The organism is Mucilaginibacter sp. SMC90 (genome assembly GCF_022811725.1).
Lineage (GTDB): Bacteria > Bacteroidota > Bacteroidia > Sphingobacteriales > Sphingobacteriaceae > Mucilaginibacter.
The window spans coordinates 4,635,260-4,659,432 of the sequence record NZ_CP094527.1 but is presented as its reverse complement, the minus strand read 5'-3'; the positions used below and the strand labels follow the sequence as shown (position 1 = coordinate 4,659,432).

At 43.1% G+C, this 24,173-nt stretch carries 15 protein-coding genes; 3 read left to right on the top strand and 12 right to left on the bottom strand.

What is annotated here, in order from left to right; translation table 11 throughout:
- Positions 1–4 precede the first annotated feature (4 nt).
- The 5 genes from MTO98_RS19615 to MTO98_RS19595 all read right to left on the bottom strand — a co-directional run bounded on the left by MTO98_RS19615 (position 5) and on the right by MTO98_RS19595 (position 7,196).
- Entirely contained in the window at positions 5–3,028 is a 3,024-nt protein-coding gene (locus MTO98_RS19615) for a TonB-dependent receptor (protein WP_243480654.1), read from the bottom strand.
- A gap of 285 nt (positions 3,029–3,313) precedes the next feature.
- The gene (locus MTO98_RS19610; RefSeq protein ID WP_243480653.1) at positions 3,314–3,925 is read right to left on the bottom strand and encodes a carbohydrate-binding family 9-like protein; all 612 of its coding nucleotides are present in this window, start codon (positions 3,923–3,925) and stop codon (positions 3,314–3,316) included.
- Positions 3,926–3,957: 32 nt separating this feature from the next.
- Positions 3,958–4,713 carry a 6-phosphogluconolactonase gene (locus tag MTO98_RS19605; RefSeq protein WP_243480652.1) on the bottom strand — a complete coding sequence of 252 codons (756 nt, stop codon included), beginning with the start codon at positions 4,711–4,713 and terminating at the stop codon, positions 3,958–3,960.
- A 15-nt stretch (positions 4,714–4,728) separates the two neighbouring features.
- Positions 4,729–5,934, bottom strand: coding sequence for an N-acetylglucosamine-6-phosphate deacetylase (gene nagA / locus MTO98_RS19600; protein ID WP_243480651.1), 1,206 nt, complete (start codon positions 5,932–5,934; stop codon positions 4,729–4,731).
- Entirely contained in the window at positions 5,913–7,196 is a 1,284-nt protein-coding gene (locus tag MTO98_RS19595; RefSeq protein WP_243480649.1) for a sugar MFS transporter, read from the bottom strand. Before MTO98_RS19595 ends, nagA begins: the two co-directional genes overlap by 22 nt.
- A 311-nt stretch (positions 7,197–7,507) precedes the next feature.
- Between MTO98_RS19595 and MTO98_RS19590 the strand changes: the two genes are divergently transcribed.
- Complete coding sequence (locus MTO98_RS19590) at positions 7,508–9,067, top strand: beta-N-acetylhexosaminidase (protein ID WP_243480648.1); 1,560 nt, start codon at positions 7,508–7,510, stop codon at positions 9,065–9,067.
- A gap of 79 nt (positions 9,068–9,146) precedes the next feature.
- On the opposite strand, the gene MTO98_RS19585 is transcribed toward MTO98_RS19590, so the two are convergent.
- Entirely contained in the window at positions 9,147–10,070 is a 924-nt protein-coding gene (locus tag MTO98_RS19585; protein WP_243480646.1) for a hypothetical protein, read from the bottom strand.
- A gap of 205 nt (positions 10,071–10,275) precedes the next feature.
- Here MTO98_RS19585 and MTO98_RS19580 point away from each other — a divergent pair, with 205 nt between their 5' ends.
- Complete coding sequence (locus MTO98_RS19580) at positions 10,276–12,417, top strand: TIM-barrel domain-containing protein (RefSeq protein ID WP_243480645.1); 2,142 nt, start codon at positions 10,276–10,278, stop codon at positions 12,415–12,417.
- A gap of 134 nt (positions 12,418–12,551) precedes the next feature.
- On the opposite strand, the gene MTO98_RS19575 is transcribed toward MTO98_RS19580, so the two are convergent.
- The 5 genes from MTO98_RS19575 to MTO98_RS19555 all read right to left on the bottom strand — a co-directional run bounded on the left by MTO98_RS19575 (position 12,552) and on the right by MTO98_RS19555 (position 21,823).
- Positions 12,552–14,156, bottom strand: a complete 1,605-nt coding sequence (locus MTO98_RS19575) for a glycoside hydrolase family 76 protein (RefSeq protein ID WP_243480644.1) — start codon at positions 14,154–14,156, stop codon at positions 12,552–12,554.
- 155 nt (positions 14,157–14,311) lie between these two features.
- On the bottom strand, positions 14,312–15,289 hold the full coding sequence (locus MTO98_RS19570; protein WP_243480643.1) for a discoidin domain-containing protein: 978 nt from the start codon (positions 15,287–15,289) through the stop codon (positions 14,312–14,314).
- Positions 15,290–15,319: 30 nt separating this feature from the next.
- A complete protein-coding gene (locus MTO98_RS19565) occupies positions 15,320–17,110 on the bottom strand; it encodes a RagB/SusD family nutrient uptake outer membrane protein (RefSeq protein ID WP_243480642.1) in 1,791 nt (596 codons plus the stop codon).
- A 27-nt stretch (positions 17,111–17,137) separates the two neighbouring features.
- On the bottom strand, positions 17,138–20,452 hold the full coding sequence (locus tag MTO98_RS19560; RefSeq protein WP_243480640.1) for a TonB-dependent receptor: 3,315 nt from the start codon (positions 20,450–20,452) through the stop codon (positions 17,138–17,140).
- Positions 20,453–20,665: 213 nt separating this feature from the next.
- Entirely contained in the window at positions 20,666–21,823 is a 1,158-nt protein-coding gene (locus MTO98_RS19555) for a FecR family protein (RefSeq protein WP_243480639.1), read from the bottom strand.
- Between the two features lie 119 nt (positions 21,824–21,942).
- Here MTO98_RS19555 and MTO98_RS19550 point away from each other — a divergent pair, with 119 nt between their 5' ends.
- Complete coding sequence (locus tag MTO98_RS19550; RefSeq protein ID WP_243480638.1) at positions 21,943–22,515, top strand: RNA polymerase sigma factor; 573 nt, start codon at positions 21,943–21,945, stop codon at positions 22,513–22,515.
- Between the two features lie 394 nt (positions 22,516–22,909).
- Here MTO98_RS19550 and MTO98_RS19545 read toward each other — a convergent pair whose 3' ends face one another.
- Entirely contained in the window at positions 22,910–24,157 is a 1,248-nt protein-coding gene (locus MTO98_RS19545) for a sorbosone dehydrogenase family protein (protein ID WP_243480636.1), read from the bottom strand.
- Positions 24,158–24,173 lie beyond the last annotated feature (16 nt).

The window sequence follows — 24,173 nt, the reverse complement described above, 5'->3', positions numbered from 1 at the left end:
ATGCTTATTTCAATGTGATGTTTGCGCCAATAATAAATGTTCGTACCAAAGGATAATTGCCGCCGGTATCGCCGGTTGCAGCGTAGTTAGATTCGGGGTCCCAGCCAAACCAGTTGGTAAAGGTTGCCAGGTTGCGGCCGGTTACATACAGGGTAAGTGAGCTTAGTTTCAACTTATCGGCCAGCGAATTAGGCATGGTATAACTGAAAGTTGCATCTTTAATACGCGTAAAGCTTGCCTTTTGAGGGTACCCGTAATTAAGGTAGTTTACATAGTTAATGGATGGCCTGACATCGCTTTGGTTTGTCGGCGTCCAGTAGCCAAGACCACTTACAACATTTTGCCTGCCACCATAATCTACAAAATTGGTTAGCTGGTTGTATTTGGTAACGCCCTGCACCGTTTGTATAAACATGCTCAGGTGAAAGTTTTTGTAATGCCAGGCACTGGTAACGCCCCCTGTCCATTTTGGCGTTGACTGACCAAGGATAGTTTGATCTTTACCATCTGATGTAATAGAGCCATTATGATCCAGATCGGCAAATTTCAGATCGCCGGGGATGGCGGTAGGGTCTTGCTTTGAAGGGTCTTCGCCAACCTTCCATACACCAACCTGCTTATAATCATAAATAACGTAAATAGGTTTACCTATAAATAATCGGTTGCCGAGGTCATCTTTTTTATCGCCATACAGGTCAAGGATCTTATTGGAGTTGGCAGCGAAGTTAAAATTGGTTTCCCATCTAAAAGCACCGCTGATGATGTTTTGGGTACGAAGGGTAACCTCGATGCCTTTATTACCAACCTTTCCTACGTTTGATACAATGTTGAGGTAGCCCGTGGCGGCCGGTAGCTGGCGGTAAAGCACCAGATTTTTAGTGGTGGTTTTATATCCTTCAATTGTACCGCTAACACGTCCTTTAAAAAGACTGAAATCAATACCCAGGTTTGCGCCATAAGTACTTTCCCATTTAAGGTCGCTGTTGCCCAGGATATCAGCAACAATGCCGGTTGTTGGTTTACCGTTAGATGGAATACTGGTTGTGGAAAATGTGGTTACCGTTGAGTTAGGTATAACTGCCGATTGGTTACCTGATAAACCATACGAGCCGCGCAATTTAAGGCTTTCAACAAATTCGGCCTTTTTCATGAACGATTCGTTACTCACGTTCCAGGCTACAGCTACAGATGGAAATGTACCGTATTTATTGGTATTACTGCCAAAGGCCGAGTAACCATCCCGGCGGGCTGTGGCCGTTATGAGATAACGGCTATCGTAGCTGTAGTTGATCCTTGCCATTTGCGATACCAGGGTAGTTTTGATATATGACGATGATGCAGAAAAGGTAGAAGCACCCTGCAATGCATCAAACTGCAAAGCGTCATTAATAAAACCCGATGCATTGATGGTTGATGAATATTCCCGGTTTTGCTGGGCGCTGTAAAGGCCGGTAAAGTCAATGTGGTGCTTATTCCAGTTTTTCTCGTATGTGAGGATATTTTCAACCACCCAGTTATTACGCTCGCCATTAGTTACCGATGCGGAGCCGTTGGTGATATCACCTGCCAACCTGCCCTGATAGTATTGGTAAAGGGTAGGGAGGTAGTTATAACTTGCGTTAATGCGATATTTTAAGCCTGCCAGCGGTTTAACTTCAGCGTATACATTGGTTATGAAATTTTCGCGCCTGTCGTTCCTGGTGGTGGTAAGCCCAAGCATGGGGCTTTGAAAAGCCAGATCGCCCGACATCGGGAAGATCGTGTAATTACCATCCGGATCTTTAAACCTTCCATAAGGGCTCATTTGCATGGCCTGCTGCAGGTTAACGCGGCCACCATCAAAGTTATTGAGCGTCATGTACAGGTTAGCACCAACAGTTAAAAAACTTGCCAGGGTTGCATCAATATTTGAACGGATGCTTCCGCGTTTATTCTGGAAGCCTTTTAGTAAACCCTTTTCACGGAAAAAGTCGCCCGATACAAAGTATTTCACATCCTTGCCGCCGCCGGTAATGCTCAGGTTATGATCTTCAATAAAACCTTGCTGCGATATCTCTTTTATCCAGTTGGTAGTTTTACCGGCAGCATAGTTTTCCTGCTCGTATTGGTTGGGAACAGGTAAATTATTGGTAATACCGGCTTCCAGTTTATAATCAGCATATTTCTGAACGTACTCCGCTGGGCCCATGGGGTTCACTTTGTGTGCAAAATATTCCGGACCGGCATAGTTGCTGAGTGAGATGGAGGCTTTGCCGGTTTTACCATGCTTGGTTGTGATCAATAATACACCATTGGCCCCGCGCGTACCATAAATGGCGGTAGCCGATACATCCTTTAATATATCTATGGAGGCTATGTCATTGGTATTGATATCATTCAATGATAGGCTCTGAAATGGAGTGCCATCAATAACTATCAGCGGATCGGTACTACCCGTAATGGTATTTACGCCGCGCACAACAACGCTGGGGCTTTCTCCGGGGGCGTTTGTACCTGTGGTTATATTAACGCCGGCAACCGTGCCTTCCATGGCCTGCAATACGTTAGGGGCAGGTATTTCTGCTAAACGTGCTTTAGGTACCGAAGATACAGAACCGGTAACGTCAGATCGTTTGGCTGTGCCGTAGCCAATAACAACAACATCGGCCAGTGTTTTGTTAATGGATGTCATCATGATCTGCATCGTTGCCGACTGGTTTGCTTTTATCTCCACCGGATAATAGTTTACAGCCGAGATCTCCAGTATAGCACCTGTGGCCACTTCAATTTTAAATGACCCATCGGGATTTGCAACCGTTCCTTTGGTTGTGTTTTTGATTTTAACAGTTGCGCCGCTAACGCCCTGAAGCGTCAGGCTGTCAATCACCCTGCCGTTAACAAGGTGGCTTTGCGCGTTTGCCCGAAACCCTCCTGCTATGAGCAGGAAAAGCATCATAAGCTTTAATGTCATCTTGCCCCAACAGCAGGAACGGGTATCCCCGGATAAGGCAGAAGAGTAAATGTTGATTGGTGGTCGTAGTTTCATCATAGCTCTAATTGTTTGGGTTTTTAAAAAATGTTAACTCATTTGTGATTAAAAATGGCAGAAACTGGTAGCAGAATTATTGTTACGTTAACGGTAACAAAATAAACGTGTACGTACACGTAAACAAATTTATTTGTTTTTAATAATTTTCCAAATGTTTTGGGGTTTTATTTATCGATTAAGGCTAAAAAAGATTTGAAGAGAGCGTGTGCAAGGTTTTTAAGCCAATAAAAACCATAAAATGACGATACCGAAGGATTAAAAAACAGGGAAGCAGCTAACGGCTGGTTAAGAAAAATGTATCTGCCCAAAAAATTCAGGACGATGAAAATCAGGCGTGGGTGTATCGATATGAACCCAGGAGAAATAATGGGGTTGTGTAAGCATATCGCCGCATTTGGTAAAATTGGCTTCGCAGGTGAGGTTTTTTAACGAGGCAAGTTTGTTAAAATGAAACGCTTTTAAGGGAATATGTACTTTTATTTTCCAATTGATCAATCCCTGGTTATTTTGGTTGCTGATAGAAACCTGGAGGCTTTGATCCACCCGTTTTAATACTTCTACCGGTAAAAACTCCCGCCGATACCTATCCGGCCCGCAAGCGGCTTTTATTGAGCCTAAACAATTAAATTCAAAATTGTAATAATTGATATCGCCCGGAAAACGCAAAAAAAATTCAACGCAGTTATCATGGTGAACATCATCATTAAAATGCCTTTTTTTTGATTGCAGAAATTTATCAAAAACATCAAATGTCAGCCATATCCCATGCCCGTCATACGCTATGCTAACCATGGATTCCTGTAACGGAACAGACCCCCATAAAGCATGCTGAATACTTAACGTAGCCGCATTGCTGCCCGTTTCAGAAAAGGGTATCGCTGTTTCTGTGGAGATCATTAATTATGTTGTAACCGAAGGGGGCTTTGAATCTACAATAATGATGCGCTTTGTGTATCAAGATATAAAGCTGCATTATTATGGCCGCGCAAAATGGTCGACGGATATTCGACAGATACCGGCTCATTTAATGTTTTTACTACAGCCCAGGCTTTATTGGTACCCGGAACCATGCAAAATAAGTGTGCTGCACCTGTTAAAACCGGGATGGTGAGCGTTAACGCTTTTACCGGCACATCGTTTAGTTGCTGAAAACAACCGTCGTTAACCTGTTGCTGGCGGCAAACCGGGTCGAGCGTAACGATCTTTATGATTTCAGGATCATTAAAGTCGGCCTGAAACGGCTCATTGAAGGCAAGGTGCGTGTTTTCGCCTATACCCATAAAAACTATATCAGGTTGATTATCATTTATTAGTTGCGCATAACGCCTGCGTTCCCCATCCACATCTGCAGCATTACCATTAATATAATTCACGCTTCTGAAATTAACATGGCCTAATATGGCCTCCTTTAAAAAGTTTCCAAAGCTTTGTGGGGCGCTGGCAGGTAAATCAAGATATTCGTCCATGTGAAATGCATTAATCCTTTCCCATTGAATGGTAACATCTTTTTTAAGGCTCTCCAAAAAAGCCGATTGTGAAGGTGCCGCTGCAAAAATGATGTTGATGTGCTCTTTTTCGCTCAATAGCTTTTTTATGGTTACAGCTGCATCGGCAGCTGCTTTGGTGCCAAGCGCTTGCCTGTCGGCTAAAGTGATAACATTTAGGTTTTGATATTTAGTTGTCATTTTAGTATTGATGTGTTAGGCTTTGTAAATAGTTTGTCCTTTAACAATGGTTTGCAGTACATTAAAATCGTCGGTCATCAACACCAGGTCGGCATCTTTTCCAACCGTCAACGAGCCTTTTTGCTCATCAGCACCCATTATTTTGGCAGGATTTATAGTCATCATTTTAATTGCCTCAACCAACGGTACTTCAGCAAGTTTTACCATATTTTTAACCAGCTTATCGCAGGTGACCACGCTGCCGGCAAATGCAGAGCGGTCGGGTAGCTTGGCTACATCATCTTCTACAATAACTTTAAAATTATCATCAAGGGTGCCGAGGTAGCTTTCGCCCGGGGGCAAACCTGCTGCGCGCATAGCGTCTGTGATCAATGCTATGTTATCGTATCCCTTAAGCTTGCAAACCAATTTAAGCAGGGCAGGAGGAAGGTGGATCCCGTCGGCAATGATCTCTACGGTCATGTTATCCAAAAAATAAGTAGCCTCAACAGAGCCCGCATAGCGGTAAGCATCTTTCCTGAATACAGTTGACATGCAGCTGTAAAAATGCGTTACGTGTGTAAAGCCATTATCAAAAGCTTCAATAACATCCTCAAATGTTGCATCTGTATGTGCTATGGCCGGCAGTACATTTTTGCTTTTCAGGTATTTGCCAAAATCCATTGCTCCCGACAACTCCGGCGCTGCACTCCAGCGTTTTACAAAAGGAAATCTTTCAATAATATCCCTGTACTCTGCCGGATCGGGATCTTTGATGTAAAGTGGGTTTTGAGCTCCTTTTTGCTCCATAGATACGTATGGCCCTTCGATATGAAACCCGATAAATTCTGCCCCTTTACGGTTTAGTTTTGACGCAGATTCATAACACTGCAAAGTTTTTTCTAAATCGGAAAAGCTTGAGCTAAGACTGGTAGGTGCCATGGCGGTAGTGCCAAAGCGGGCATGCATCTGGGCTATCTTTAAATAAGCATCCACGCTGTTATCCATAAAATCAAAGCCGCCCCCGCCATGCACATGGATATCAATAAAACCAGGGCATAAAATGTTGCCGCCGGCATCAATTTCATTATCACAGGCAAAGTCGGCCGGGCCGTTTTCAATGGCTTTGATCTTGCCGTTTTCGGCTATCAAAGTGCCATTGGGATAAATACCATTGGGCGTTACGATTTGCGCGTTGCTTATTTTTAAAAAAGGTGACATTAGTTGTTCCTCAGTTTCCATGTATTCAGTTTATAACCCCTTATAGCAAAAAATACCAGGTATGCATAACAGGGCAGTAATATAACGTAAGCGTTCTGCAGGCCAATATGATCGGCCAGGTAACCGTAAATTAATGGCATTATCGCGTTGCCGCATAACCCCATGATCAGCAGCGAGCTACCAACCCGTACTTTGTTACCCAGTCTATCAAGCGATAGTGGCCATATACAAGCCCATATCATGGAATTTGCCAGTCCCAGCATGGTTAAAAATATAACCGATACGCTTAATGTGTGCCCCCAAAGTGAGAACTGCATACGGCAAAATAAAACAAGTACAGATAGCGATAGCCCTAACGAACTGCAAATGCGCAAAGCCGTTAGCTGCGAAAATTTCCAGGGCACAAATACAATACCTAAAAAGTATCCGCAAATAGTCATGAATAAAACAGCAGAGGGGAAGTAACGGGCTTTTTCCATCGGTAAACCCATATCGCGGGTATAACTGATCACAGTATCGATAGCTACAACCTGCGAGCCTACATGAAAAAATATAGCAAGTGCCCCCAATATTAAATGCGGGTAATGAATTATTTTTTGAGGTGCCGAAGGCTGGTCGTCCTGCTGTTGTACCTCAATTTCAGGCAAAATAGGAAGCCTCACAAGGGCTCCCAATGCAGCAAGCACTAATGAAACCACGATATACGGAGGTATAACCCGACGAATGAAGCCGGTAAGGAATATTTCTTTTGCAACTGGCTGCATGTGGTGCAGCGCATTAATAAACTGCTGATCTTTATTCAGGAAGATAAATGATCCTAAGAAAACCGGGGCAATGATACCGGCAACCTTGTTGCAGATACCCATAATGCTGATACGACGTGCGGCGTGTTCCTGTTTTCCTAAAAGTGTGACGTATGGATTCACTGCAGTTTGCACAATAGCAAGCCCTGTTCCTATTACCAGCAATGCAAGCAAGAAAACTGCGTATTGTTTGAAATAAGCTGCCGGGACAAACAGCATGGTGCCTGTTGCCATTATCAGGAAACCAAGGCTCATACCGGTTTTAAAGCCGCGCCTTTTGAGCAAATATGCAGCAGGCAGCGAAATGACCAGGTATGAGATATAAAAGGCGAATGCAACAAGATAAGATGTAAAATGATCCAGTTCAAATGCGGTTTTAAAAAAAGGGATAAGGATGGCATTTACCCAGGTAACAAAACCAAAAGCAAAGAACATTGCGCAAAGCAGGAGCATTGGGATTAATGTTTTTGGTTTTGTCATGGTTTATATCGTGTACGTACACGGTGCAATTATAGTAATTTTTAAATATCAAAAAAATATTTTTTTATTAATTGTATAATGTTGGCTCATTGCTGCTGTTTATGCCTGGCAACAGTTATGCTGGCTTATATTATAAAATTTGGCCATTTTGTGGGCGCAGGTTATATAATTTGTGAATTGAGATAGGTCATGAGAGGGGGGATGAACCAGCGTGAAGTGAGTAATCATAATTTTATTGGCCTAAATATTTGGAAAATACAAAATAACAAAATAAATTCGTTTTCGTGTACGTACACGTTTAAATTTTAAAAATGAAAAAGCCTCACGCCAACTATCTGAATTTTGCAAAACGTTGTTTACTATTAGTAGTTTTATTTTGTGCCGTAATCATAAATGTTTACGGGCAGGACAACCTGAAAGTAAAAGCCTTTCATGTTGATCTGCGGATACAAGTAATGACCATGCCGGCGTTAAAACAGCTGGCGCTAAAACTGCATAACCAGGGTATCAATACGCTGATCATGGAGTGGGAGGGTTCGTTTCCGTACAACGGTGAAACCGTTATATCTAACAAATACGCTTATTCACGAGCCGAAGTAAAGGATTTTATAAAATATTGCGATGGCTTGCATATCGATGTTATCCCGCTGCAGCAAACTTTCGGTCATGTTGAGTATATACTAAGACATTATAAATATGCGGCTTTAAGGGAAGATGATAAAGATTTTTCGCAGGTATGCCCAAGTGAGCCCGAACTTAACCGTGAACTGTTTACAAAGCTCATTAAAGACATGATCAGCCTGCATGATTCGCCTTATGTACACATTGGCGGCGATGAAACTTTTTTACTTGGTCATTGCGAAAAATGTAAGAAAAAAGCTGCCGAAGTTGGGCTTTCACGTTTGTACTTTGATCATATCAAACTTATCTGTGATATTGTAAATAGCTTAGGCAAAAAGCCGGTAGTATGGGCCGATATAGCACTTAAATACCCTGATTACATTCACCTGTTGCCTAAAGGAACCGTTTTTGTTGACTGGAACTACGGCTGGGACCCCAATCTTTTCGGCGACCGCAGCAAATTACTGGCCAGTGGTTATGAAGTATGGGGCGCTCCCGCTATCCGCAGTGAACCGGATAACTTTTATATCGAAAAATGGTCGAACCATTTCGAGAACATCCGGAATTTTGTGCCGCAGATCAAGTCTCTTCATTATCAGGGAGTGGTGATGACGTCTTGGTCAACATCCGGAGCGTATTCAACTGTTTTTGACTCAAATGATGATGCGGTTGCCTTATACCCGGTTCGCCGTGTATATCCTTTATCCGCATTTAACCTGCTCATAACGGCCTATACCGAGGCTGTAAAGAGTAATCAGCCGCTGGATATTTCTGTATTTATCCGCAGCTATTGTAAAACTAATTATGGTTTTAACCCGGCAGATGCCGATCTGTTTAAAAAGGCTCTGTTTACAGCGCCATATCCTGTTATGTTCGGCAAAGTAAAAGGAAAAACCAATTTATCGCTTGATAATCTTGTTGATAGTACGCGTAGCGCACTATCAATATTGAATAAGCTCAAACCACAGAAAAACCTGCAGGAGTTTGAACATTACCGTTTAATGGCCGAAATAAGGCTATTATATCTCAATACATTACAGTTAGAGGCTGTGATGAATGGCGATCAATTTAACGAAGGTACTAAAGGAAAATATCGCGCTACGGCAATTTCATTAAAACAACAATCGGCTAAACTCGATGAAAAATTTGACCGGCTTAATGGCGGTTTTATTCAAGCAGGTGAACTGGCTGATGAAAAGGCCCTTCGTAACGCTAAAATCAATGAACTTTTTGATAAATTGGTGAGGTAATTATACCTAAAGGGATAAAAAAGAGATGCCGTTGATTGTGGCATCTCTTTTTTTATAGAACAAAAAGGACACAATAAAATTACTTGTTGTAACCTAAAAGCAAGCCTTTATAAATTTGAAGTTGTTTTTTAAGCGCCGCTTTTTGCACTGGAGTAATACTAACCACTTTGTAATATTTAGTGCCATCGTACCTCGCCTGGACTTTTTTTGACGTGGCTACTTTAGCCAGCATGGAGAGATAATCATCGCTAACAGATTCGTCGCTCCATTCCCAGATTTCGCCATTGCCACTATCTGTTTTAAATTCAGGCTCGTAATCATAGTTTTCGCCGTCGGCATTAAAGGTTATTTTTTTTATAAATAACCATTCGCTTGCAGTGTATTGAATACAGAAACGAAGCGTACTCCCCTGGCTAATTTTATCGATATAGGCATAAGTTGCATTGTAGTTTACATATTGCGGCGAAGATTTATCATAAATGAACGTGCTGCCAGAAAACTGATCGTGCTTTTTGCGTGCCGCCTTATATAGTTTCCTGAAGGTTAAGCTGTCTACCTTTATTAATGATAGCTGTTTGATGATATCAGCGTTAGGTGAGCTGCTATCTTGCTTTATACTATCAGTTTTGGCAGGTTGGGAAGTGGTATCCATAGTTACCGAATCGGTAGCGGATGAATAGCCGGTACCCTCGTGTTGAATTGCAACCACTATACTTATCAATATCACCAAAACTGCCAATAAAAACAATGCGGGCGCGACACCGGATGTTTTTTTTTGCGCTGCAGATGTGGTCAGCCCTTCTGTATTGCTTAATGGATCATAGGACCTTTTTGGGGTGTCGGCATCATCATAATACGGGAGCCCCGTTGAAGACTGATTGTTTTTTGGAGTAGTTGAATTTGGATTAAAGGTGCTGCCGCAGTAGGGGCACTTAAATGTATTGCTTGCCGCCTGTAATCCAGCACCACAATTGGGGCACTGGTTTGATAAATTATTGCCCATTGTTCAGATACCAGCTAAATTGATTTTTAAAAATATACGGACGGTATGCTGCACCTGGCGCTAAAAGAAGTATAAAAAGCATGATAAAGTTTAATACTAAAGGTAAATATTGGTTATTTATTTTGAAATGCACAAATTATGTTCAATTAAAGTGTGCAGCTAAAGTTGACGATGTTAACTTTGAACATTACATCGCTAACCAAACATGAAAAGATCCCTTACCTGTATCATTGCCCTATTTGTTTTTTGTCAGTTTGTTGTTTTAAATGCCCATAGCCAAATAACACAATCGGCACCGGGCGTAAAAAAGATTTCGGTTGGGATTGCTGATAAGTTTACGCCCTACAGTTTTTGCAGCGAATTACCTGTTAACGGGGCCTTGAGTGAACTGCCTGCCGGAAAGCTGCCTTTTGATATTAATGATATTAAAGTTAACGTAAATAACAGAGGCGTTATAGTCGAAATTCCGTTAGATGATACCGAGCAATTGTATGGGTTTGGCATGCAGATAGGTTCATTTAATCAGCGTGGTTTAAAAAAGAGGCCCGTAGTTAATGATAATCCGCTAAATGACCTTGGTTATACTCACGGACCAACAACCTTTTATGTATCAAACAAAGGTTATGGTATTTTGATCAATACATCACGTTATACCACGTTTTATTGTGGAAACACCGAAAAAAACAATAAAAACATTAGCGAAGCTAAAGATACCAACGGTGGTAATTCGGTTGAGGAGTTGTATAGTAACAACACCAGGGCCTCTGGTCATGTAATAGCAGATATCCCAGGAGCTAAAGGGATAGAGGTATTTGTTTTTGAAGGGGCAGACCTTAAAACAGCTATGCAGCGTTATAACCTTTTCTCAGGCGGCGGAGCACTCCCCGCTATTTGGGGGCTTGGTGTAAAATATCGCGTTAAGGCCGATTTTAATCAATACCAGGTAGATAAAATGGCGGCTTATTTTCGTGATAACCATATTCCATGCGATGTTTTGGGGTTGGAGCCACGCTGGCAAACTGCTTCCTATTCATGTTCTTATGTGTGGAACAAGAGCTTTTTTCCAACACCCGATAAGTTTATCGATTCGATGAAGAACAAAGGGTTTCATCTCAATTTGTGGGAACACGCTTTTGTATCGCCTAAATCACCTTTGTATCAACCTTTGCAAAGTAAGGCCGGCAATTACCTGGTATGGAACGGTCTTGTACCTGATTTTGCGGATACAGCGGCAAGTAACATATTTGCTAATTATCATCAACAAACGTTTGTAAATGAGGGTATATCGGGCTTTAAAATGGATGAGTGCGATAATTCAAACATTGCTTTTGGCAGTGGTGCTTGGAGCTTTCCTGAGCTTAGTCAATTTCCTTCAGGAATTGATGGCGAACAGATGCACCAACTTTTTGGCTTGCTTTATCAGAAAACAATATACGGTATTTATAAAAAGCTGAACCGGCGAACATATCTCGACGTAAGGGCTTCAAATGCTTTTGCCTCATCATATCCTGCTGCGTTGTACAGTGACACTTACCTGCATGACGAATATATTCGCATGATCCTTAATTCGGGTTTTGCGGGCATGATCTGGTCGCCGGAGGTACGGGAATCAAACTCAGTTAAAGATTTTATGCGCCGCAGCCAAACGGCGGTACTATCGGCCCAAACATTATATAATTCATGGTACCTGCAAAATCCACCATGGTTGCAGATCAACAAAGAAAAAAATAATAAAGGGGAACTGATGGATAATGCGAAAGAAGTAGAAGCCGATATCCGCAAGTTGCTGAATTTTAGAATGAGCCTTATCCCATACTTATACAATGCCTTTGCTGATTATCATTTTAAAGGCATCCCGCCATTCAGGGCTTTGGTAATGGATTATCCGCAGGATAAAAACACTTTTAATTTGTCAGACGAGTATATGATAGGTAATGATATCCTGGCAGCGCCCTTAACCGAAAAAATGGATGAGCGTAAAGTATATTTACCTGAAGGTACCTGGTATGATTACAATACTAACCAAAAATACGATGGCGGTAAATATTATACCATAAAACCAAGCTTTACCCAACTGCCTATATTTATTAAGGCCGGCACTATTTTACCACTTGCAAAGCCTGTTGAGTTTGTTGCACCTGATACCAAATTTGAAATAACCTGCTACGTGTACGGCAATGCAACTAAAACTACTTTATTTGAGGATGACGGCGTTACCTTTAACTATGAAAATGGCGCTTATAATACCATAAACCTGTTATGGAATAAAAATAAAGGCGAGGTTAAACGTAATGGCAAATTTAAAAGCTACAGGTATATTGTTAAAAGATGGCAGGTTATTGATTAGTTGGCCTGAGTAGCCGCTGAAACGTTTGACTTTATGTATAACGGCGCATCAGATGGGTCTTTACAAGAAAATAGCCTCCAAAAGAATGGTACGTACAACAATCTGTACGTGCCATTTTTTTATGTTAGGGTATTCTACTGCAATAGCCAGCGTTGAGGATCGCCGCCATTCCAGCCCCATTGTACAAGTTTATAACCATTTACTGATGAGCTTGAATTATCCAAAGCGCCACTTGTTGCCTGGCTCCATATTTTGTACGTGCCGTCGGCTTGTTTATCAACCCACCAGCGCTGGTTATTGGCACGCGTTGGTGTCCATTGATCAAGCTGTAATCCATTTGTCGTAGCGCCGCCCGGAACATCCAATGCCAGCCAGCTTGCCTGGCTTACGATATTCCATGAACTATCCTCATTCTGCGTGAAATTCCATTTTTGGTTTTGTCCATGATTTAATCCCCATTGCACTACGCCTGCGCCGTTGGTAGTGGTATTGTTGTTATCAACAGCTACGCCATTTTGATTGCTTACTATGTAATGCGTACCGGCAATATCGTCTGGCTGTGCACCGGGAGTGTATTGTAACCATGCAACCGCACTGGCAAATTTACTTGTTGTTAAAGTATTATCGCTAGGGGTTGCCTGGTTCCAGCCATTCCAGGTTATGTTGTAATCGGTACAGCGGTTGGCCCAGATGGCGTTAGCGTTTTGTACCATCCATGAGTAGTAGGTGCTCCACATGCGGTTATCTCTTACAAAATGGCCCAAACCGCGTGCAAATTCATCCCCCCATGTATTTAAATAGCCAGCGTTGTTAGTGATTATGCCGTTGGTGGTCATGTTGTTTTTTACATAATCAATTGATCGTTTGGCATCATTATAGTAATTCACGTTGCCCGTTATTTGATAAAGTAAATTGGCAAAATCAACAAATGTGCCTTGGTTATACACTGCCGAACCTGTATCAACCACGTTGTTTCGATCTATTCCTGCATAGATTTGGCCGGTTGTAGAGTTATAAATATGGTGCCAAACCCAATCGTAAATCTGTATGGCTTTATTCAGATAGTTTTGATCATGTGTGCTTTGGTAAATGTAGCAGGCCACTTTTCCGAGGCTGTTATTGGATAGCGATTGTTTATTGATGGGGTCGCCGGCCGGGGTCATATCAGGTTGCTGCTCCCATATGCCGCCTCCGTTGTATTGGGTATCCCAGCCACGGGCGAAAGCCATGTCAAAGCCGTATTTGGCCTGGGTTAAAAAGTTGGAGTTGCCAGTGATCTGGTAACCACGGACCAGCGCCAGCGAAAACCAGCCGATGTCATCGTTCCAGCCGTCCCAGGTCCACGGTACTGGAGTGTTTTGGAGCCAGGTGGTACAAAGGTTATTAACCAGTGTTTTATGCGCCGCGCTGCCTGTACGTTCATATGCATCTTCGGCCACAAGGATATCCAGCGATGCAACCCAGGTACCATCAGCCGTACCGTCACTGATGGATTTTTTGTAAAACGTTTGCCCTCCCGAATTTACTAAAAAGGCACTGTTGTAAGCGTTGAACGCTACATCGGCATTCCCCGGATTAACGACGTTGTGGGTACTCAGCTTTCCGCCCGAAGTTGGCTGATTAGCATTAGCCTTTACAAAGCTGTTCTTTTTGCAGGCCGAAAATATCAACGCAATACCCGCCGCGAGCGGTATTAAAAATTGTTTGGCTGAGCCTTTTTTTAGGTTGTACTTCTTCATGATTTTTTTGTTATAAATAGGTGTGTATGTATAAAATGGATTGGTATGGCCAAAGAATTCCCGGGCCGGGTGTTTTCGGCTAAAAATATGTTTTTCGTGTAGTGCAGGGTTTTAAAACAACAGGCGGTTAGGTTGCCGCCCGTTGTTTTTGATTTTTAGAAGGCATTAAACTCAGCTATCTGCGTATAGGAGCCGTTATAAGCCGAATTGATGATTACTTTAATGTACCTCGCGCTTTTAAAGCCATTAGGTAAAAACTGCTTTTGGAGGTCCTTATTGTTTAAAAGGTTAAACGTGCCGGCATCTGTCCACGTAGTATTATCAAGGCTAACCTGGATATTAACCTCGTTAGGCTTACCACCACCATCAGACTGGCGTCCTACAAATGACACACCATGTAAGTTTTTTACCTCTTTCATATCTATAATGATATAATGCGGCGGGACCGGCGATGCCCCCGACCATTGTGTATGCCAAAATGTATCGATGCTGCCGTCAAGTGCAAATACAGCCCTGCCGTTATTGGGCCCTTCGCCATTGGCTTCCTGCGATGAAAACCCTATGATCTCCCATTTGGCGCGATCATAGTTGGAATAATCGTTAAAGTCGGGCTGGGCTTTTAGTATATAAAAAGTTGTGCGCAAAGCTTCGCGCACTTTTACGGGGCTGCCTGAGATGCTAACCGGTAAAATGTAGGTTTTTAAGGCATCCATTGCACCGGTGCCATTAGTTTTTATACTGATAGTTAAGGGTGCTGTACTCACCTTACCTTTAGGTATAATTGCTGCGTTTGACGATAGGGTATAACTGCCAACGGGCAAAAGCGGATAATCAGTTTTGTTAGCAACGTTAAAACTATCGGCCTTGGCTTCGTTTACGGCAAAATTAACAGATATATCGTTGCCGGGATAGCCCTGGCCTCCGTAATTGGCCCCGTAGATAAGAGTTTGTACGCTATCGGTTATCTTAAGGGTTTTAACCACAGGCCCGTTCACTGCTTCGGGCATGTATATCTGGGTATAGCTGTCTATCGGCTGGTAAGGCAATACTACGTTGTCTTTGCAGCCAAATAAAAAAACACTTTGAGCAAAGGCGATAATGCCTGTGAGCTTTATTATATGTTGAGTTTTCATAAATGCTTTACTGAAAAATAATTGAATTGCTTACCATCCGGGATTTTGAACCACCAGCTTTGAGCGGTCCATATCGTACTGGCTTATCGGGAACCAATAGGAGGCCGGCGACCGGAACAGGTGACTGCTTACAACCGTTCTTTTATAAAAGTCGTCGCCATCTTTATTCATGTTCATGCCATGCACATCGCCCATAACCTGGGCTGCAATTTTCCACCGGCGAATATCAAACCATCTTAATGATTCAAAAGCCAGTTCAACGCGGCGTTCCTGTCTTATACGCGTACGCATATCTGCCTGACTTGGGGGGATCGGCAAATCGGCACTGCCATATAACGGTACGCCGGCCCGGTCCCTGATCAGGTTGATGTATTTTACAATATCAGCATCACCGGGGCTGTACTCGTTCAAAGCCTCAGCATAATTCAGGTAAACTTCGCCCAATCTGAATAACACCAACGGACGGGCCTGCTGTGCACCGTTACCTCCCGAGCCAGAATTGGTTTGCGTACCTACATTTTTGCGTACAAGGTAGCCTGTTTTGGTAAAATCAGTAGGGTGGCCGTTTTTGCCATTGGGGCCGCTTATAAAAAAGCTGATCGGGGCTGCAGATTGCATATTGCCACCCTGAAAAACGGCATTATTATAGGTAACCGAAGCATAAAATCTTGGCTCGCGGTTAATGTACATGTTATAAATCTGTACGCCATTTACGTTGGTATAACCAGTTTCAGAATAAATAGATGATTCCTGTATTGGTTTGCCATCCTTCATGAAATAGGAATCAACCTGTTCCTGCGTTACGCCTATGCCATCCCAGCCGCCAGCCTGGCGCGGCATGCAGTGAGTATCCCAGGTGGGTAAGTTATTTGATTTTCGGTCGAAGATCTGCTCCGAATTCCATTGCTGTAAAAACACACCCTGATATGACTTCACCGGATCTCCGCTGCCATCTTTATATAATTGATATAAACCAAGGTCGATAACTGCTTTAGCAGCATCGGCGGCCTTCTTCCATTTCTGTACGTCATAAGCCTGGTTGATAAGCTGTTTGCCATCTTGCCCTTTAAACGAGGCGTATTCGGCATTACCGTTGTATAATGGACTTGCGGCATAAAGTAATAGCCTTGCTTTTACAGCCAGTGCCATCCCAACTGTAGCGCGGCCTGCCTGCACATCGCTGGCTTGTCCGTTGTTTGAAGCAACCCGAGGTAATACAGCAGCAGCCTTATCCAGCTCGCTGCTTACGTAATTAACGCATTCATCATAAGTACTGCGGGGCAACTGCATGGCATCAGCACTTGCATCTGCTGGTATTTCTTTTTCGCCCACCAAAACTACGGGGCCATATTGGCGCATTAGTAAAAAATAAAAGTAAGCACGTAAAAAACGGGCTTCTGCCTTGTATTGATCAATGAGCTGCTGGCCGTTTAAAGCCAGGATTTCTGCATTACCGTCAATATGGTTTAAAAAATAGGTAGCCGCGCGGATGCCGTTATAATAATAACCCCACCTGTCAAATATGGCATTGCTTGCACCTATGTTGCCGATATTAAGATCATATATGGTGTACTTTGACCAGGTTACATCCACCTCATCTGCGTTGCCAAGCCAGGGATTTTGTGTCCACTGCTCTGATAGGTCATCAACGTAGCTGTATATATTGGCCAGGTATTGTTCAGAGGGGCCTTTCTTTTGAAATACCTGCTCAATGGTGATCCTGTCATTAGGAACCTGGTCAAGGTATTTTTTGCAACTGCTGCTAAACAGCAGTACTACTGTTAATATTACAGTGCTGCACTTTATGATAGTATTTTTCATATTTAATATATATGCTGTATGATCAAATTATTTAAAGGTGCATTTGATGCCCATATTATAAGTTTTAAGCAAAGGGTATTGCGCTCCGCGCCCGTCGCCAAGTTCCACGTCCCAAAGCTTAAATCCGCTTACTGTCCACAAGTTGTAACCGATAAAGTAGATGCTGAAGTTTGACATACCTGCCGAACGAAGCCACTTGGCTCCTGCAAAATCATAGCTGAACTGCAGCGTTTGCAGGCGCATAAATGCACCGTTTTTTACCCACCAGGTGCTGTTGGCGTAGTTCATGTTATCGTTGCCGTAAGTAAGGCGCGGATAAAACGGACGCGGGTTAGTGCTGTTTGGTGTCCACCGGTCGGTGATTTGGGCAAGCAGGTTGCCGCGTTCCCCACCTTGACTAAAGGGCTGTAGTCCATCGCCGTTTAAGGAAACATCAACATTGCTGATGCCTTTAAACCATCCGGCTACCGAGAAGCCTTTATAGCTAACTGTTGGGCCAAAGCCGTAAACAATTTCCGGAATACTGCCATAGCCGATAGGCCCCTGGTCAAAATTGTCGATCTTGCCATCGCCGTTCAGGTCTTTATATTTGATATCGCCCGCTTTGTTGGTACCAGTTTGGTAAGGGCTGTTTGCCACATCTGCGTCGCTTTGAAACAAGCCAAGGTCTGTATAGCCAAAACGTTGCCCAAGTTTACGCCCTATGCGCTGTTGCCATGGATATGGCCATGGTGCGTTGGCATCATTGATCACTTTGGCCCGGTTCCAGGTAAAGTTACCTCTGAATGCTACTGTCCAGTTGGTGTTAACCCGTTTGCTAATATCAAGGGTGGCATCAATACCTCGGTTATGCACTTCGCCAAGGTTGGCGTAAGGAAGGGTGCGGATACCTGTATAGTTTGGCACATCGCCGCGTTGCCTGAAAATACCTGTTCTGTTTTCCTGGAAAACATCGGCAGTTAACGAAAGGGCGTTGTCCAGCATTTTTAATTCAATACCAAGGTTTTGCTTTTTAGCCTTTTCCCAGGTAACACTTACGGCATAATCACCTATATCAAGCCCGTTCAGGCTTTGATCGGTACCGTTTTGTCCGTACGAATAGTTGCCATTACCACCGCCAACAGTTGAAATGTACGCAAACCTGCGGCCGCCAATGTTGCTGTTACCAACCACTCCATATGAGTACCGGAGTTTTAAAAATTGAAATGTGTTTGCCAGCGGCTTGAAAAAGGATTCTTCGGATAGTACCCATCCTAAGCCAAATGATGGGAAAAATCCAAAGCGATGGTCGGGTGCGAAGGTTTCGGAACCGTTATACCCAAAGTTGGCTTCGGCCAGGTATTTATTGTTATATGCATAAGTAGCACGGCCCGCAAGGCCCATATAACGGTAGGGGATAGAGCTAATAAAATCATTGGCAAAAGCGTCTTCCCTGTCCGATTGGTTATACAGGATCAAGCCCGTAACAGCGTGTTTGCCAAAAGTATTGTTGTAGTTAATGGCTGCCTCGGTATAAAACTGCCGTGTACCGCCATTTGAACGGCTATAACCCAGAAAACTGGTGCCGATAGATGTTTTATCGAGCAATAGGTTCCCTTGATCGTCGCGGCCGGTGGCCAGGTAACCATCAACCGTTTTTGTGCGGCTTATGGTATGGGTATTGTAGTTGTCAAAAGAGTACATGGCCGTGGCCGAAAGACCTTTTACTATTTTGCTTAGATCCTGCGTTACACGAATATTACTCCATAACTGACTCCTGAACTCGTTTACATAACCGCTTTGGGTAAGCAGGTTGTATGGGTTTGATACATCGGCAGTACGAATTTGAGAGTGCAGGCCATTGGAGTAAACAGGAGGGATCACAATTGGCGGCATGATGTAGGCCGAGCTCCAGATGGCATCAACCGAACTGCCAGGGTAGTTGCCATTGCTTATCCAGCCCGAAGCACCGAAATCAACCTTGGTTGTTTTGGTAACATTGAGTGTTAAGTTGGATGTGAAATTGTACCTGTCAAACTTAATTGCTGAGTTGTAATTGGCCAGTTGATCTGTTTTATACAAACCGTTTTCGTTATAATACCCTACAGAAAGATAATATTGTGCGCTCTCTGAACCTCCATTGGCGTTGACCCTTGCCCGGCGGTTTTGACCAAACTTATTGAACAAAACTTTAAACCAGTCAACGTTGGGATACAAATCGGGGTCGGCACCGCTCGCTGTTTTCTGGATGCGCTCATCGCTATACTTAGGTAATGGGTCATTGGGGTTGCTATTTTTATAGGCCTCATTAGCCATTTGCAGGTAGGTAACTCCATCTGCAAATTTGGGGATGCGTGTAAATTGCGTAATGCCCTGGTCATATTGCGCGTTAATCATGGCTTTGCCTACTTTGCCTTTTTTGGTTTGGATCAGGATAACACCATTTGCGCCTCTTACACCGTAAACTGCTGTGGCCGAAGCATCTTTAAGGATACTGAAACTGGCTATATCTTCCGGGTCTACGTTGGCAAGGTCTCTCTCCACACCATCAACCAGCACAAGCGGACTGCTGCTCGTAAACGTAGATATGCCCCTGACGTAGATCTCGGCATTATCATATCCTGGCTGTCCGCTGCGTTGTACACCAATAACTCCCGCAACGCGACCAGCTATCAGATCAGACAGGTTGGCCACCGGTTGTTTCAGGTCTTCAGCTTTTACGGTGCTTATGGCACCAATTAAGCTCACCTTTTTTTGCTGTCCGTAACCAACCACAACTACATCATTTAATCCTGTGGCTATTTCTTTAAGCACAACATTAATCTCCCGGTTGTTATTTACCGGTACCTCCTGCGTAGCAAATCCAATAAAGGTGAACATCAGGGTGCCGTTGCCATCAGGTAGTTTTATGGAGTATGAACCATCTTTACGGGTTGATGTACTTGCCGGTCCCTCTTTTAATTTTACGGTTACGCCGGGTAGGGGAAGGCCTTTATCGTCGGTGACTTTTCCGGTTACTACTATGGCCTGCGGCTTATTGCCGGATGTTATATCTGTTATATTATCGGCAGGCTTTCGTTTAATAACGATCATGTTCTGGATGATCTCATAAGTTAGGGACTGTTGAGAAAAACACCTGTCAAGCACTGCAGATAGAGGCTCATTTACAGCGTTGATACTCACATGCTTTGCATCCTGCAGCATTTTGTTATCATACACAAATTCAACACCGCTTTGCCGGTGCAGCTGTTTAAACAAATCTAAAAGTGAAACATCTTTTACCTTTAAATTAATGTTTTGCGAATAGGAGGCGGCACTTACATGAAGCAATGCGGCCAGCAATAAAACAAACGTGAGTTTCATTATCAGCAAAATTTTGAACAGGACACGCCGGTCCCAGTTGCATGGGAATGCAATGAAAAATTTATACATTTGGTTAGGGTTAGTAATTAATTGGTTGTAAGAAAATAATCGGTTATTGACCCTTATGCCGAAAGGTATTTGACCGGGGGCGCTCTGACCTGCTCCTGGTCTCTTTTTTGCTTAAGGGTTTACAATGAAGAGGTTAAGTAAGCGTTAATCCATCACTATAACCCTCCTTCCTGTAAGTTTAAAGTGAACTGATCCTGTTGCTTCAAGTGCTTTAAGCACGATATCAATGTTTTTATGCCTGGAAATTGTACCGCCAAAACTGTGCTGGCCGGGCAAGCTTTTTTTATTCTGAAAAACTACGTCGACATCATACCAGCGGCCAATTTTTTGCATGATGCTTTCAACGCTTTCGTTATCAAATACAAAAAAACCATCCTTCCAGGCTACTACGTCGTCGGTATTTACCGGCTCAACTGTAAAATGAGCATCATTAAACACGCCTTGCTGCCCCGGCGTTAACTGCGCTGTGCCGGTTGCTGAATGCAGCTTAACCGAACCTTCCAGCAAAGTGGTTTGAACCTGCTTATCTTCGGGGTAGCCCATTACATTAAAATGAGTACCCAAAACTTGCACATCCATCCCATTAACTGCTACCCTGAAAGGCATTTTTTTATTTTTGGCAACCTCAAAATAAGCTTCGCCGCTAAGCACAACTTTGCGTTCCTTACCCGCAAACACCACTGGATATTTTATTGATGAAGCCGAGTTAAGCCATACTTTTGTACCATCAGAAAGTACAGTTTGAAAAACACCTCCGCGTGGTATAGTAAGCAGGTTACTATCGGGAGCAGATGTTGCCCTTGGTTTATTATTAATATTATTATTTTTTGAGTATGTTAAAATACTGTCGTTTATTTTGTTTATAATAATACCGGAGTTTGTGCCTATCTGCCCGTTTTTTGCGTTATGTAAAATAATTGATTGGCCATTGGCCAGGGTAAGGTAAGCCTGGTTTTTGCCAGGTAAAATGTTGTTGGCCGATTGCGTATTTCCTGGTTTTTGCCACCAATAGTGCCATGAAAAAAAGCCTACCATTGATAAAAAAGCTATGCTGGCCGCATACTTCATCCAGGTAAAAGAAACTTTTCTACGGGTATCCGTCACATTCTGAAAATCTGTTTCTGCGTGTATTTTGGCAATTATTTTCGCCTTAATGATATCCTCATCGCCAAGTGCAGTGTCCCATTCATTGTCCATGAGCTTTATTTCAGAATAGTGGCTTTCCAAAAGCTGCTTTTCTTCTTCGGTACATTGCCCGGAAAGAAACTTTTCGTAAAGTGAAATAAAATCCTGTTTTGACATTTTGTGGTTTATATAAGTATAGTACCCGGTGCTTAAAAAAACTCACACACTTTTTTTATATTTTTATTTTATTGTGTGTTTTAAACATTTTTTTGAGTATTTTTATAATACCAGTTATAATGTTAAAGCACTCAAAAACAGATATTCAGCTATGGCATGCCGTACGCGGGGACGATGCGACTGCATTCAATTTGCTGTTTGATCGCTACTGGGTAAGTCTTTATAAAACCGCTCATTACTATCTTGATGACGACGAGGTTTGTGCCGAGGCTGTGAACGATGTGTTTGTGAGCATCTGGAACCGCCGAAAAGAATTGGAGATTACTTCTTTCCCTAATTTTATGCAAACATCCGTGCGCTTTCAGATCTATAAACGCCGCAAAGCAGTTAAGCTGGAAATCGTTTTTAAAGATGAGCTGGTGGTTGAAGGACGGCATGAAACCAATGATGGCGAAACGCGCATCAGGCAAACAGAAATAGATAACCTGCTTAACGGTCACTTGGATCAGTTACCCAAACGGTGCCAGGAAATTTTTGAATTAAGCCGGTTCGATAACCTTTCTAACTCAGAAATAGCCGAACGGTTGAACATCTCAAAACGAACCGTTGAAAACCAATTGGCTTTGGCTGTAAAACACCTCAAAGTTTGCTTTAAGCATATTTACCTTTTGGTGTTTATTTATTTTATGTGATTACAGGCGCTATCGTTCTACTGCTCACTTAAAACGCTCAGGTGTCGGGAAAATGAAAATTACCTGAAAAAACAAATAAAAACATGTCATTGCGAGCGTAGCGTGGCAATCTCGTAGCCAATGCATGTTCGATTTGCATAGCTACGAGATTGTTTTGTTGTTCCTCCTCGACATGGCATTTTACATCAACAATCCCTAATCTTTTCCCTGCACTTGTGGGCTGGAGCCGAGCGGTGGCTCTAAAAAAAACCGTCCGAAGCTTGTGACTTCGGACGGCGAATAGCGATACCGCCGGGTGACGGAAAGTAAGTTTATAAACACAATTGAACTAAGGTTGAAAACTTTAGCTATGTTTCACCACGGGTTACGCTACGCTAAACCCGCAGCAGATTTTTTAATTCTTCACAATTTTATAAATACTCCCGTTGGCATTTTCCGGCCCCGTATCTGAATTGGTCAAAACATAAACTTCGCCAGCCGGATCCTCGCCAAAACCGATGATCTTTAAATTAGCCGGGATATTTTGAAAGGTAATTTTGCCACGTTGCCATTGGCTACCGCTTTTCTGCAGGTAAAATACTTTACCTACCCAATCGGCAAATACATATTTACTTCTTAAAACAGGTACTTGTTTGCCGTTGTAAACGTAACCTCCAATAACGGAAACGCCTTCGGTATGGCTGTACTCGGCAATGGGCATGGTAATTCCTTTAATGTCACAGCCTGTAGCAGGGTTATAGCAGTGCGTTCCTTCGGTTAAGCGCCAGCCGTAGTTGGCACCTTTGGTTACAATATCCACTTCTTCCCAAAGATCCTGACCTACATCGCCTGCAAACAACTGTCCCGATGCTTTATCGAACGAAAAACGGTACGGGTTACGAAAACCATAAGCCCAGATCTCGGGAGCTGCATCTTTTTTACCTGCAAAAGGGTTGTTTTTGGGGATACTGTAAGGCGTGTTGCCGTTAACATCAACACGGAGGATTTTGCCAAGCAGGTTACTTAAATTTTGCCCATTACCAATTTCGCCGTGCTTATCGCCCTGCCCGCCGCCATCACCAAACGAGATGTATAAATAACCATCGCGGCCAAATTGGATGCAGCCGCCATCGTGATTGCCATCGGGTTTATCCTGCGCAAGGATCACCCGGCCGCTGTTTGGGTCAATAGCATCTGAATTTGCCGATAGCTTATACTCGGCTATTACATCCTTGTGGTTAAACTTGCCGGTGGTAGTGGTGCTATAAAAAACGTAAAATTTTTTGTTCGTTTTAAACTGCGGGTGCAGACAAATCCCTAATAAACCACGTTCTTCATAACCTTTATTTACTTTGAGCATTTTGCTTCGCAGATCAAGCAGCGGCTCAGTGAGCAATCTACCATCTTTCACCACGCGGATTTTTCCGGGCTGCTCGGTTACCCAGATCTCGCCATCACCCGGGAAGGTTAAAGCAGTTGGTGATTGCAAATTGGCGCTGATTTGCTGCACATTTACTGTGATCAAGGGCGGTTCGGCTGCGCTGTTGGATTTGGGCGTATGAAAAACATACGATGAGCACATAAACATGACAACCCCCATGCCTGTCAACATGAAAAGGGCATGGCGTTTTGTACTGTATTTATCGCGGAATGATGGTTTCATAAAGGTTTATTTTATT

What these genes read in the sequence shown, in the direction of transcription:
- MTO98_RS19595 (WP_243480649.1), bottom strand. Translation starts at nt 7,196, where the DNA reads ATGACAAAACCAAAAACATTAATCCCAATGCTCCTGCTTTGCGCAATG.
- MTO98_RS19545 (WP_243480636.1), bottom strand. Translation starts at nt 24,157, where the DNA reads ATGAAACCATCATTCCGCGATAAATACAGTACAAAACGCCATGCCCTT.
- nagA (WP_243480651.1), bottom strand. Translation starts at nt 5,934, where the DNA reads ATGGAAACTGAGGAACAACTAATGTCACCTTTTTTAAAAATAAGCAAC.
- MTO98_RS19575 (WP_243480644.1), bottom strand. Translation starts at nt 14,156, where the DNA reads ATGAAGAAGTACAACCTAAAAAAAGGCTCAGCCAAACAATTTTTAATA.
- MTO98_RS19565 (WP_243480642.1), bottom strand. Translation starts at nt 17,110, where the DNA reads ATGAAAAATACTATCATAAAGTGCAGCACTGTAATATTAACAGTAGTA.
- MTO98_RS19605 (WP_243480652.1), bottom strand. Translation starts at nt 4,713, where the DNA reads ATGACAACTAAATATCAAAACCTAAATGTTATCACTTTAGCCGACAGG.
- MTO98_RS19610 (WP_243480653.1), bottom strand. Translation starts at nt 3,925, where the DNA reads ATGATCTCCACAGAAACAGCGATACCCTTTTCTGAAACGGGCAGCAAT.
- MTO98_RS19555 (WP_243480639.1), bottom strand. Translation starts at nt 21,823, where the DNA reads ATGTCAAAACAGGATTTTATTTCACTTTACGAAAAGTTTCTTTCCGGG.
- MTO98_RS19585 (WP_243480646.1), bottom strand. Translation starts at nt 10,070, where the DNA reads ATGGGCAATAATTTATCAAACCAGTGCCCCAATTGTGGTGCTGGATTA.
- MTO98_RS19590 (WP_243480648.1), top strand. Translation starts at nt 7,508, where the DNA reads ATGAAAAAGCCTCACGCCAACTATCTGAATTTTGCAAAACGTTGTTTA.
- MTO98_RS19570 (WP_243480643.1), bottom strand. Translation starts at nt 15,289, where the DNA reads ATGAAAACTCAACATATAATAAAGCTCACAGGCATTATCGCCTTTGCT.
- MTO98_RS19615 (WP_243480654.1), bottom strand. Translation starts at nt 3,028, where the DNA reads ATGATGAAACTACGACCACCAATCAACATTTACTCTTCTGCCTTATCC.
- MTO98_RS19560 (WP_243480640.1), bottom strand. Translation starts at nt 20,452, where the DNA reads ATGAAACTCACGTTTGTTTTATTGCTGGCCGCATTGCTTCATGTAAGT.
- MTO98_RS19580 (WP_243480645.1), top strand. Translation starts at nt 10,276, where the DNA reads ATGAAAAGATCCCTTACCTGTATCATTGCCCTATTTGTTTTTTGTCAG.
- MTO98_RS19550 (WP_243480638.1), top strand. Translation starts at nt 21,943, where the DNA reads ATGTTAAAGCACTCAAAAACAGATATTCAGCTATGGCATGCCGTACGC.